The sequence below is a fragment of the Mycobacterium sp. NGS39 genome (genome assembly GCF_059812765.1).
This window is the reverse complement of record NZ_JCALDH010000003.1, coordinates 125,324-137,199: the sequence shown is the minus strand read 5'-3', so window position 1 is coordinate 137,199 and position 11,876 is coordinate 125,324. Positions and strand designations below refer to the sequence as shown.

Genomic DNA, 11,876 nt, shown 5'->3' with positions numbered 1-11,876 from the left:
GCGGCAGCGCCCGCTACAGCATGCAGCTGACGCAGCCCTCGACTTCGGTTCCCTCCAAAGCCATTTGCCGCAACCGGATGTAGTACAGCGTCTTGATTCCCTTACGCCAGGCGTAGATCTGCGCCTTGTTCACATCCCGTGTGGTCGCCGTGTCCTTGAAGAACAACGTCAGGCTCAGCCCTTGGTCGACGTGCTGCGTGGCAGCGGCATAGGTGTCGATGATCTTCTCGTAGCCGATCTCGTATGCGTCCTCGTAGAACTCGAGGTTGTCGTTGGTCATGTAGGGCGCCGGGTAGTAAACCCGCCCGATCTTGCCCTCCTTGCGGATCTCGATTCTGCTCACGATCGGATGGATCGAGCTGGTCGAGTGGTTGATGTACGAGATCGACCCCGTTGGCGGCACCGCTTGCAGGTTCTGGTTGTAGATGCCGTGCTTTTGCACCGACGCCTTGAGCTCCCGCCAATCCGCTTGCGTCGGAATCGCAATGCCAGCGTCCGCGAACAGCTTTCGCACCTTCGACGTCTTCGGCTCCCACACCTGGTCGGTGTACTTGTCGAAGAACTCCCCCGACGCGTACTTCGACCGCTCGAAGCCCTTGAAATGCGTGCCGCGTTCGATCGCGAGCTTGTTGGACGCCCGCAGCGCGTGGTAGAGCACCGTGTAGAAGTAGATGTTGGTGAAGTCGATGCCCTCTTCGGACCCGTAGTAGATCCGCTCGCGCGCCAGATACCCGTGCAGGTTCATCTGCCCGAGCCCGATGGCGTGAGAGTCGTTGTTGCCCTGTTCGATTGACGGCACCGATTTGATCGACGTCTGATCGCTCACCGCCGTCAACGCCCGGATAGCCACCTCGATGGTCTGCGCAAAATCCGGCGAGTCCATGGCCTTGGCGATGTTCAGCGACCCGAGGTTGCACGAGATGTCTTTGCCGACCTTCTTGTACGTCAGATCCTCGTTGAACTCCGACGGCGTCGACACCTGCAAGATCTCCGAGCACAGGTTGGAGTGCGTGATCTTGCCCTCGATCGGGTTGGCCCGGTTCACCGTGTCCTCGAACATGATGTACGGATAGCCGGACTCGAACTGCAGCTCCGCCAGCGTCTGGAAGAACTCGCGCGCTTTGATCTTGCTCTTGCGGATTCGCGCGTCGTCGACCATCTCGTAGTACTTCTCGGTGACCGAGATGTCCGCGAACGGCACGCCGTACACCCGCTCGACGTCGTAGGGCGAGAACAGGTACATGTCCTCGTTCTTCTTGGCCAGCTCGAACGTGATGTCGGGAATCACCACACCCAGCGACAGCGTCTTGATGCGGATCTTCTCGTCGGCGTTCTCCCGCTTGGTGTCCAAGAAGCGGTAGATGTCGGGGTGGTGGGCATGCAGATACACCGCACCTGCACCCTGGCGCGCGCCTAGCTGGTTCGCGTAGGAGAACGAATCCTCGAGCAGCTTCATGATCGGGATGACGCCCGAGCTCTGGTTCTCGATGTTCTTGATCGGCGCACCGTGTTCGCGAATGTTGGTGAGCAGCAACGCAACTCCACCGCCGCGTTTCGACAACTGCAGCGCCGAGTTGATGGAGCGCCCGATGGACTCCATGTTGTCCTCGATGCGAAGGAGGAAGCAGTTGTGCACGACCGTGCCATGAATGGCGTAGGTATGCGTGCCCTTGACATGAAGGTTGTACACCTTCTCCGGGATCACGTCCGTGCGCTTCAGCTCCCGGATCCCGTATACATGGCGTCCATGTACGACCTGGTAAGTCTTGCGCGAGAAACCCTTTCGCCCCACGTAATTGTGCAAGTTCTTACCCACATCGAAAATGAACTCTTCATTCGTGCCGGGCAGGCCCGGGACGAACACCTGGCCGGTGACTTTGCCTGCTCGGTTGACGTATCGCCGCACGACGGAAACGATTCCTAGTCGGCGCAGGATCAGCTGGACTTGATCGACCAGTTCTGGGTTGACCAGATCGAGCATCATCCCGCCCGTGGTGCTGCACCCGTCGCCCCGGAACAACCCCGCCAGCAGCCCGCGCTGGAACTCTTCGTCGGCCGTCAACACATCGTGCGACAACCGCTTTTCGTGGTACCCCGTGCCGACCATGGAGAGGAATAGCGACGCGACGACCTTGCTGTTGCAGATCATCCGCACCGACTGATCCGAGAGGCTGTGATCGACGGAGAGGTCGGCTGCGAACACTCGCTTGAACGCTGTCGCCAGCTCGTGCTGATACTCGAGTTCATGCGCGCCGAGCGTGAAATGGATACCGTTCGGCGTCAGTCCGTCAGACCCCGATCGCTTCGAGACATGACCTTCGGATACGTACCAGCCCAGGATGAGGCCGAGATCGTACGACTCTTCGACATAGCGATTGACGGGAACGAACTTGATGCGGTGACGCTGCTTGCTGCGATGCTTCAAGTCGGCGTTCACCTTTTTGATGAGCCCGTCGACCTCTTCGTACACGCCTGAGCCGACGTATTCCATCAAGTCGTAGACGCGCGGCTCACGCGTGTCCAGCGGTGCTGCGGTGACGATGAAGTCTGTCGGCTGAATGTCTTTGGCGGCGAGCCATACGAAGCCGTTGAACGGGTCAGCACCGTCGCCGTCGATGAGAGTATCGACCTCGCGCGTGGTCCAGACAAGAATCGGATGCTCGGGAGTGCACCGGATCGGCTCCTTGTGCCCGAAGTGCGAAATCGACACCAAGGCTTGGTGATTCGGGTTCTCGACGACGGACTCAATGACGGAAAACGATCCGTCGTGCGACAGCACTCGGTCGCCCGGCTGCAAACTCTCGATCGGCTTCGGCCCGTCAGGGGTGTCCACCGGGGTTCCGGCCGGGAAGCACGAAACCGGCTCGCCGCGTTGCTTTTTGCCCGAGTTGAGGAACGTCGGAGTCGCCGGCTGGAACCGGCCGTCGATGATCTCGTCGACCAGTTTCTCGGCCAAGTCGGTGTCGCCCGCGGCGAGCGTCAATGCCACCATGCACACCCGGTCTTCGAACCGCTCGAGGTACCGCTTTCCGTCGAACGTCTTCAGCGTGTAGGAGGTGTAGTACTTGAACGCGCCGAGAAACGTGGGGAACCGGAACTTCTTGGCGTAGGCGCGGTCGAACAGCGACTTGACGAACTCCCGTGAGTACTGCTCGAGCACCTCGGCTTCGTAGTAGTTCTCCTCCACGAGATAGTCCAGCTTCTCGTCGAGGTTGTGGAAGAACACCGTGTTCTGGTTGACGTGCTGCAGGAAGTACTGGCGCGCGGCCTGAACGTCCTTGTCGAACTGAATCTTGCCGTCGGGCCCGTACAGATTCAGCATCGCGTTCAGCGCGTGGTAGTCCGTCTCCGTCGACGGATGCCCCGCGCCGGACGTGGCCGCTACAGGCTCTGCAGTTGTGACGGTTGGTGGCACGTTGCGTCCTTCCAGAACTCAGCCAGGCCCGCACGGACGGCGTGCACGTCCTCGTCGGTGCCCATCAATTCGAACCGGTAGAGATACGGCACCTTGCACTTGCGGGACACGACGTCACCCGCATAGCAGTACTCCGCGCCGAAGTTGGTGTTTCCGGCCGCGATGACTCCGCGCAACAGCGACCGATTGTGTTCGTCGTTGAGGAAGGCGATGACCTGCTTGGGCACGTAGCCGCCGGCACTGATGTCCGGCGTCGCGCGGCCTCCGCCGTAGGTGGGCAGCACCAGCACGTACGGCTGGTCCACCCGGATCCGCCCATGCAGTGGAATCCGGGTGGCCGGCAGCCCGAGCTTCTGCACGAACCGGTGGGTGTTCTCCGAGACGCTGGAGAAGTACACCAACCCGCCGTGCGGACTCACCTGAACCTCCTTCGCTACGGCCGCGGCGTCAGGCGCTCAGCGCGCCCGCCAGAGCCTTGATCCGGTCCGGCCGGAACCCCGACCAGTGCTCGCTGCCCGCCACCACCACCGGTGCCTGTAGGTATCCCAGAGCCATCACGTAGTCGCGCGCCTCGCTGTCGAGGCTGATGTCCACGACGTCGTAAGAGATGCCCTGCTTGTCTAGGGCCTTGTAGGTGGCGTTGCACTGCACGCATGCGGGCTTTGTGTACACGGTGATCGTCATCGGCGGTACGGCTCCTCAGCGAAAGTTGACACGGACACTCAAAACCAAGAGCCCAGGGGCTCAGCGGACCGCCGGACTCCGAGATTTCGACGGGTCTGGGGCCGATCTGCACCGGGGCTTTCTGCACCGGATCCTCGTTCCCGTCGACCCGAAGATCTCGGGGTCTGTCGGTGCTTGGGACACTACACCTAGTGTCCCACAAAGCGAGGGCATACAACATATTCGAAACCACATTGATGAAATTCCCTGGTCGTAAGCCGGTGCGTGAGCCCAGCCACGGCGTGTCGCGCCACGTTCGGCGTGTCGCCGGGGCAGCATGACGACAGGTCTATCACCGGGCACCGACAAGTTGGTCGCCGACGCTCCTCAGCGCCGGCGACCATCCTTGTAGCAAACTAGTTAGCCAGCCTCGGCAACAAGCTTCCGCAGCACGTCGTGCAGGTTGGCCACGAGCGCGGCGTTCTCCCTCGGATGTTTGCCGTTCAGCGATCCGATCGGCACCGACAATGCCAGCGCGTCGACGATGGTGGCGCCGGCAATCCCGAACGACTTGCGCGTTTCGTCGTGCGCCCACACCCCGCCGTAGCGGCCGAGTGCCGCACCGATCACCGCGACGGGCTTGCCGGCGACTGCACTTCGGCCGTATGGCCGCGACAACCAGTCGATCGCATTCTTGACCACGGCCGGGATGCCGCCGTTGTATTCGGGGGTGATCACCAGCAGGGCGTCGGCGTCGGCAACCGCGGTGCGCAGCCTGCCGGCCGCCGCGGGCGCCGTCGGGCCGTCGATGTCTTCGTTGTAGAACGGCAGCTCGCCGAGCCCCTCGTACAGCGTCACGGCAGCCCCTTCCGGCGCATTGGCCGCCGCCAGCTCGGCGATCTGACGGTTTACCGAGGCGGCCCGCAGGCTTCCGACCAAGACCAGCACCCTGATGTCCGACATGTGACGATCCTTCCGCCGTTCGAGTCGATCCTCGCATGCCCTAACCGGACCGCAGTCCGAATTATTCCGGCTGAGTTAAAGTCAAGCATGGTCGCCGCCCACGAGCCGCTGCGCGTCTCAGACCAGACCACACAAGAACGCGGCGACGCTGCCCGCAACCGCGAACTGCTGCTGGCTGCGGCGCGGCGGCTCATCGCCGAGCGCGGACCGGATGCGGTGACGATGGACGACATCGCCGCCGCGGCAGGCGTCGGCAAGGGCACACTGTTCCGCCGATTCGGCAGCCGCGCCGGGTTGATGGTCGTGCTGCTCGACGAGGACGAGCAGGCGCTGCAGCGGGCTTTTCTGTCCGGACCGCCGCCGCTGGGGCCCGGCGCGCCTGCGCTGGACCGCCTGCTGGCATACGGTCGCGCGCGGTTGACTTTCGTCGCCGAGCACCTGGGCGTGCTGTGCGACGCTGCCCGCGACCCGCAGACCCGCTACAACGCGCCGGCCACCCTGCATCGCACCCACGTCCGCGTTCTGCTCGAAGCGGCCGGGACAACCGGAAGTCTCGATGCCCAGGCCGACGCGCTCCTGGCGCTTCTCGAGCCCGGCTACGTCGCTCATCAGCTGCGCGACGCCGGCTTGGCGCTCGACGCCCTCGGGGACCGTTGGGAAGACGTGGCGCGCAAGTTGTGCGGACGATGAGCGCTCGCGCGAAGAGCAGACGGCACCGATGACGAAATCTCCGCGCTGGATTCTGCATGTCGACCTCGACCAGTTCCTCGCGGCCGTCGAGGAGCGGCGGCATCCCGAACTGGCGGGATTGCCGGTCATCGTCGGCGGCAGCGGAGACCCGACAGAGCCGCGCAAGGTCGTCACGTGTGCGTCGTATGCGGCCCGCAAGTTCGGCGTGCATGCGGGGATGCCGCTGCGCATCGCGGTGCGCAAGTGCCCGGATGCGACGTTCCTGCCGTCGGATCCGGCCGCCTATGACGCAGCCTCCGAAGAGGTGATGGACCTGTTGCGGGGCTTGCGTTTTCCGGTCGAGGTGTGGGGCTGGGACGAGGCGTATGTGGGCGCCGACGTGGATGACCCGGTGGAGCTGGCCGAGCGCATCCGCACGACGATCGCCGCGGAGGCGCAGCTGTCGTGTTCGGTCGGCATCAGCGACAACAAGCAACGCGCGAAGGTGGCGACCGGATTCGCCAAGCCGGGCGGCATCTTCGCGCTCACCGATGCGAATTGGATGGCGGTGATGGGCGACCGTGGGGTCGACGCACTGTGGGGCGTCGGCCCGAAGACCGCCAAAAAGCTTGCGGCGATGGGGATTACGTCAGTTGCCCAACTCGCTGCGACAGACGCCGACACACTTACGTCCGCCTTCGGCCCGACAACTGGGCTGTGGTTGCTGTTGTTGGCCAAGGGTGGTGGCGACACCACCGTGAGCGCCGAGCCGTGGATCCCGCGATCGCGCAGCCACGTCGTCACTTTTCCGCGCGACTTGACCGATCGCACCGAAATGAACGCAGCGATAGCCGATTTGGCGCGCCGCACGCTCGCCGAGGTGACTGCGGAGTCGCGGATCGTCACGCGCGTCGCCGTCACCGTCCGCACGTCGACCTTCTTCACCCGCACCAAGATCCGCAAGCTGCCGAAGCCGACGGTCGATCCCGACGTGGTCGTGCCGACGGCATTGGATGTCCTCGACCTCTTCGAGCTGGACCGGCCGGTGCGGCTGTTGGGCGTGCGCCTGGAGTTGGCGGCGCCCGCGCCGATCACGTCCGCGGCATCACGCGGGTGAACGTGTCGTTGGCCACTCGCATTGCGATGCTGTACGGCCACCACGCGACCCGCTTGAACATGTACAGCGCGCGGATGTCGTTGGAGGTGTAGATCAGATAGCGGTTCTTGCGAACTCCCGCCAGGATCTTGTCGGCTACCACCTCCGGCGCGACGGCATGCCCGGTGAACCGGCCGACCAAGCGTTGCACCCGCGGGTTGTTGCGGTCGACTCCGGCGATCTCCACCGTATTCACGAGCGGGGTGTTGACAGCTCCCGGCACCACCACCGACACGCCGATCCGGTGGCGCGCGAGGTCGAAGCGCAACACCTCGGACAACCCTCGCAGCCCGAATTTGCTTGCGCTGTAAGCGGAATGCCACGGCAACGCCACCAAGCCGGCAGCCGACGACACGTTCACCAGATGCCCGCCGCGACCGGCGGCCACCATCGGCGGCACGAACGTCTCGATCACGTGGATCGGCCCCATGAGGTTGATCGCGATCATCGAGCTCCACTGCTTGTGGGTGAGCTGGTCGACGGTCCCCCATGCCGACACGCCCGCGATGTTCATCACGATGTCCATGCTCGGATGGGCGGTGTGGATGTCGGCGGCGAAGCGGGCGACTTCGTCATAGTCGGAAATGTCTAGCGCGCGGTGCTCGGCCACCGTGGCGCCCAGTGCGCGGGCGTCGGCGACGGTGGTGGCGAGGCCGTCCGCGTCACGGTCGGTGAGGTACAACTCGGCGCCGTCGGCCGCCAACTTCAGTGCGGTCGCCCGGCCGATTCCGCTGGCCGCGCCCGTCAAGAAAACCCGCTTTCCTGCGAACCCCTGCGCCACGGGCGTGACCCTACCGGGTATCGCCCGCACCGCCCCACAGTGCCGCGAGCCACAGCCGTTCGAGCACTCGCAGCCCACGCTGCACGTCGCGGTCAGGGCCCAAGAAGGTGGCGTCGCCGGAGAGCATCAGCGCCGTGGCTGCACCGAGAGTCCGCACCAATGCCGGTATGTCGTCGCTGATCGGCCGCGCCGTACCGGCCGCGCACTCGGCCTCGACGACGCGCACGATCTGGTCGATCACGGTGTCGATCTGACTGTCGAGGATCTCGCGGATCTTGGCGTCGGTATTGCGGGCGTTGTTGCACGCCGTCATCACCGGATCGTTGTGCGCGAAGACCGCGGCGGCGCTGCCGACCATCCGCTCGGCGAACTCGGCCGGCGTCTCGTCGGCGCCCCGCGGCGCGAAGTAGTGCGTGAGCTCCTCGAGCTCATGGGTCGCCTCCGCCAGGATCAGGGCCAGCACGTCGTATTTCGAGTCGAAGTAGAAGTAGAACCCCGACCTGGCGATGCCGGCCCGCTCGCTGATGGCACTGACCGACAAGTCCGCAAAGGACTGCTCCTGCAACAGTTCTCGGACGGCGGTGACGATTGCCTCGCGCTGCCGGTCGCCGCGGCTGCGGCGGGCGGCCGACTGTGCGGGCTCAGCAGTCATGCCTTGCACTGTTCCATCACCGCTGGTCGAGGACAAACTTGACAGCCGTCAAGTATGCCCGTCAGGATGGAGCCGAGTGACCTCGACCACAGATCCGACGGCGGGAGAACGCATGGCGACCATCAGCACCCGGGAGTATTTGATCGATCAGGCGAAGCGCCGGTTCACGCCATCGTTCAACAACTTCCCTGGCATGGGTGCTCTCGAACGCAAACTTCTCCAAACGGATTTCCCGCAGAAAAAGCTTGCCGATCCGCCACCGGGCAGCGGACTGAAGCCGGTCGTGGGCGACGCAGGACTGCCCATCCTCGGCCACATGATCGAAATGCTGCGCGGCGGGCCGGACTACATGCTGCACCTGTACCGGACCAAAGGCCCCGTCGTGTTCGGCGATTCGCCGGTGCTGCCCGGTGTCGCGGCGCTGGGGCCGGACGCCGCGCAGGTCATCTATTCCAACCGCAACAAGGACTACTCGCAGCAGGGCTGGGTTCCGGTGATCGGCCCGTTCTTCCACCGCGGGCTGATGCTGCTCGATTTCGACGAGCACATGTACCACCGGCGGATCATGCAGGAGGCGTTCGTCCGCTCGCGGCTCGTCGGCTACGTCGAGCAGATGGACAAGGTCGTGTCTCAGGTCGTCGTCAGGGACTGGGTGGCCAATGACGCGCGGTTCCTGCTGTATCCGGCGATGAAGGAGCTGACCCTCGACATCGCGTCGATGGTGTTCATGGGCCACGAACCGGGCACCGACAAAGAGCTCGTGACCAAGGTGAACAACGCGTTTGCCGTCACCACCCGCGCAGGCAACGCGATCATCCGCACCAGCGTGCCGCCGTTCAAGTGGTGGCGCGGCCTGCGGGCGCGCCGGCTCCTGGAGGAGTACTTCGAAGAGCGGGTCGCCGAACGCCGCGGCAAGGAAGGCAACGACCTGCTGACCGTGCTGTGCCAAACCGAAGACGAGGACGGCAACCGGTTCTCTGACGAGGACATTGTCAACCACATGATCTTTCTGATGATGGCCGCGCATGACACGTCGACGTCGACCGCGACGACGATGGTCTACAACCTTGCGGCGCACCCGGAATGGCAGGATCGCTGCCGCGACGAATCGGACCGGCTTGGCGACGGGCCGCTGGACATCGACTCTCTGGAGAAGCTGGAGTCGCTGGACCTGGTGATGAATGAGTCGATCCGGTTGGTGACGCCCGTGCAGTGGGCCATGCGCCAGACCGTGCGGGACACCGACCTGCTGGGCTACTACATTCCCGAGGGCACTCAGGTCATCGCGTACCCGGGGATGAATCACCGGCTGCCCGAGATCTGGACGGACCCGCTCAAGTTCGATCCAGAGCGCTTCACCGAACCGCGCAACGAGCACAAGCGGCACCGCTACGCATTCACCCCGTTCGGCGGTGGCGCGCACAAGTGCATCGGCATGGTGTTCGGCCAGCTGGAGATCAAGACGATCTTGCACCGGCTGCTGCGCCACTACCGGCTCGAGCTGCCACGGCCCGATTACAAGGCTCGCTGGGATTACGCGGGCATGCCGGTGCCGATGGACGGCATGCCGATCGTGCTACGGCCGCTCGCCGGCCGGTGATTTCAGCGCTTGTCGCTCTTCGCGCAAGCGCTCATCGACGCCGCCAGGTGAATTTCTTCGCGTCGACGTCGAGCTCGGTGTACCACGCCACTGACATCAACCGATTGGCGCACGCGATGATCGCGCGCAGCGCCGACTCGGTCTTGTCCTCCGCCCAGCCCATTGCCCATTGGACGTGCTGGCCGTCGGTGCCTTGGATGAACGTGGCGGTGTGGGTCCCGGACTCGAGCTGGTGGAAGCGCAGCATGTCGATGAAGATCCCGCAGTCGAACAACATCGAGATCAATGCGTCGACAGCCCCGGTGGACGCGACGGTGGTGGTCTCGATGCGGTCGCCGATCGCGAACGTCGCCTGATAGGTCCGCGGCTGAGGTCCGAGCCGGGTGGCGGGCTTGTCGGCATCCGCGCAGGTGAACGAACCGAGTCGCAGCGGGCCGGAGACGGGACTGTAGGTGGCGGTGAACGTCTCCCACGACATGTGCTCGGCGTCCTCGCGAAGCCCGCGCGGCAGGGGAACGCGGAAGCGGCTCGACGGTGAGTCGCAGGGGTGAGCCGCGGTGTTGGTGCTCGGTGAAGGTGTCATGGGTGCCGGTCCTCGGGTCGAAGGAAGATGACCGACGTAGTAGCTCGACCCACAGCGGGGGGTCGGTCTGAATCAGACCCCGCTGCGGGCTGCTACTACGAGAAGCCTAGGCACGTCGCCGACAATAGACGCTGCTGCGCAGTCGGTGCAACCGAATCAGCTGGTAGCTAGCGAATCGATGGCATCCTGCAGCATCTTCGTGACCTCGTCGGCGACCGGTTGCAGATCGGCGAGGTGTCCGGTCTTGGCGCACGACGGCCTCGTCGGCAAACCTACGAGGCTAGAAGATCGCGGCCCGAGGCGATCTGATTGCCCAGAGTCACAAGGTGAATGGCGGCTGCGTGCAGGTACTCGCCGGCCTCGCGGGTGGCCTGCCCTTCGAGATAGCGCACCCAGGTCCCTTCGATCACCGTGCCGAGCTTGAAGCACGCCAGCGCCAGATACCAGGGCAGGTAATCGGTGCGACGGCCGCCGGCCGCGTGGTAGGCCTCGAGCAGCTCGCGACGGCTGGCCAAACCGCCGAGCGCAGCCAGCGCCTTGCCACTGCCCAGCGGGTCGGCGTCGCTGGGCCAGCACACCAGCATCCAGCCGAGGTCCAACAGCGGATCGCCGACCGTGCACATCTCCCAGTCGACGAACGCCGCCACCTCTGGCCGGTCGCGACGCAACAACACGTTGTTCAGGTGAGCGTCGCCATGCATGACGCCCGGCGCGGAATCCGGTGGTTGGTTGTCCTCTAGCCAATCCGCGAGCCGATCGACACCGGGCAGCGCATCGTGCGGGTAATTGGCCTGCTGACGGTAGGCCTCGACGAAGCCGCGAAATTGCGGAACTTGGCGCGCCACAAAGGATCCCGGTCGTTTGAGCGCGGCCAGCGGGCTGCCTTCCCACGGCACCTGGCCGAGGGTGGCCAGACCCGCCGCGTAATGCAGGCCGACGTCGTGGCGAAACTCCGGCTTGTCGACGTAGGCCGGGGCCACCTCAGTGCCGGGGTTGAACCCGTCGACGTAGGCCATGAGGTAGAACACCACCCCCAGTACGTCCAAATCTTCACAGCCACAGACGAATTCGGGATGCGGTACGCCAGTGCCCGCGAGCGTGCGGAGCACCGCGATCTCGCGCTGCATGGTCTTGTTACTGGTCGGCCGCGGATGCGCCGGCGGGCGGCGCAACACCATCCGGCGTCCGTCGACGCGCAGTCCGACCACAATGTTCTGTGTGCCCCCGGCAAGCGGTGTCACGTCGGTGACCTCTGACCCGATGCCCTGCTCGCGTATCCAGTCCCGCAGCACCGCGAGGTCGTCGTCGGTAAGCGATTCCGCCATCGCACGATCGTAAGCACCCTAGGAGCCGCGGGGCGGGAAGCGTCATTGTGCGCAGGCGCAGCGCGGTCC

General features: G+C 64.6%; 10 protein-coding genes and 3 pseudogenes. 3 read left to right on the top strand and 10 right to left on the bottom strand.

Annotated elements, in window-relative coordinates; translation table 11 throughout:
• Positions 1–13: 13 nt before the first annotated feature.
• From nrdE to AC5Y39_RS05300, 6 genes and pseudogenes are all read right to left on the bottom strand, one after another.
• Positions 14–1,630 (bottom strand): annotated as a pseudogene (nrdE, locus tag AC5Y39_RS05325) (class 1b ribonucleoside-diphosphate reductase subunit alpha); the annotation flags it as partial.
• Positions 1,631–1,891: 261 nt separating this feature from the next.
• A pseudogene (locus AC5Y39_RS05320) lies at positions 1,892–2,842 on the bottom strand (LAGLIDADG family homing endonuclease); the annotation flags it as partial.
• 6 nt (positions 2,843–2,848) lie between these two features.
• Positions 2,849–3,415, bottom strand: a pseudogene (locus AC5Y39_RS05315) (ribonucleotide reductase N-terminal alpha domain-containing protein); the annotation flags it as partial.
• Positions 3,382–3,834, bottom strand: a complete 453-nt coding sequence (nrdI, locus tag AC5Y39_RS05310) for a class Ib ribonucleoside-diphosphate reductase assembly flavoprotein NrdI (RefSeq protein ID WP_500016218.1) — start codon at positions 3,832–3,834, stop codon at positions 3,382–3,384. The gene nrdI and the pseudogene AC5Y39_RS05315, both read right to left, overlap by 34 nt.
• Positions 3,835–3,862: 28 nt before the next feature.
• The gene (locus AC5Y39_RS05305) at positions 3,863–4,099 is read right to left on the bottom strand and encodes a redoxin NrdH (protein WP_499907947.1); all 237 of its coding nucleotides are present in this window, start codon (positions 4,097–4,099) and stop codon (positions 3,863–3,865) included.
• A 399-nt stretch (positions 4,100–4,498) separates the two neighbouring features.
• Positions 4,499–5,041, bottom strand: a complete 543-nt coding sequence (locus AC5Y39_RS05300; protein ID WP_500016217.1) for an NADPH-dependent FMN reductase — start codon at positions 5,039–5,041, stop codon at positions 4,499–4,501.
• Positions 5,042–5,128: 87 nt separating this feature from the next.
• Between AC5Y39_RS05300 and AC5Y39_RS05295 the strand changes: the two genes are divergently transcribed.
• Both AC5Y39_RS05295 and AC5Y39_RS05290 read left to right on the top strand, forming a co-directional pair.
• Positions 5,129–5,731, top strand: coding sequence for a TetR/AcrR family transcriptional regulator (locus AC5Y39_RS05295; RefSeq protein ID WP_500016216.1), 603 nt, complete (start codon positions 5,129–5,131; stop codon positions 5,729–5,731).
• A gap of 28 nt (positions 5,732–5,759) precedes the next feature.
• Entirely contained in the window at positions 5,760–6,827 is a 1,068-nt protein-coding gene (locus AC5Y39_RS05290; protein ID WP_500016215.1) for a DNA polymerase IV, read from the top strand.
• Here AC5Y39_RS05290 and AC5Y39_RS05285 read toward each other — a convergent pair.
• Together AC5Y39_RS05285 and AC5Y39_RS05280 are read right to left on the bottom strand one after the other, a co-directional pair.
• On the bottom strand, positions 6,802–7,647 hold the full coding sequence (locus AC5Y39_RS05285) for an SDR family oxidoreductase (RefSeq protein WP_500016214.1): 846 nt from the start codon (positions 7,645–7,647) through the stop codon (positions 6,802–6,804). The genes AC5Y39_RS05290 and AC5Y39_RS05285 overlap by 26 nt on opposite strands.
• A gap of 10 nt (positions 7,648–7,657) precedes the next feature.
• Positions 7,658–8,299, bottom strand: a complete 642-nt coding sequence (locus tag AC5Y39_RS05280) for a TetR/AcrR family transcriptional regulator (protein ID WP_500016213.1) — start codon at positions 8,297–8,299, stop codon at positions 7,658–7,660.
• Between the two features lie 112 nt (positions 8,300–8,411).
• On the opposite strand from AC5Y39_RS05280, the gene AC5Y39_RS05275 reads away from it, so the two are divergent.
• On the top strand, positions 8,412–9,899 hold the full coding sequence (locus AC5Y39_RS05275) for a cytochrome P450 (RefSeq protein WP_500016212.1): 1,488 nt from the start codon (positions 8,412–8,414) through the stop codon (positions 9,897–9,899).
• 31 nt (positions 9,900–9,930) lie between these two features.
• On the opposite strand, the gene AC5Y39_RS05270 is transcribed toward AC5Y39_RS05275, so the two are convergent.
• Together AC5Y39_RS05270 and AC5Y39_RS05265 are read right to left on the bottom strand one after the other, a co-directional pair.
• On the bottom strand, positions 9,931–10,482 hold the full coding sequence (locus AC5Y39_RS05270) for a homocitrate synthase (RefSeq protein WP_500016211.1): 552 nt from the start codon (positions 10,480–10,482) through the stop codon (positions 9,931–9,933).
• A 272-nt stretch (positions 10,483–10,754) separates the two neighbouring features.
• Complete coding sequence (locus tag AC5Y39_RS05265; protein ID WP_500016210.1) at positions 10,755–11,807, bottom strand: phosphotransferase family protein; 1,053 nt, start codon at positions 11,805–11,807, stop codon at positions 10,755–10,757.
• Positions 11,808–11,876: the final 69 nt, after the last annotated feature.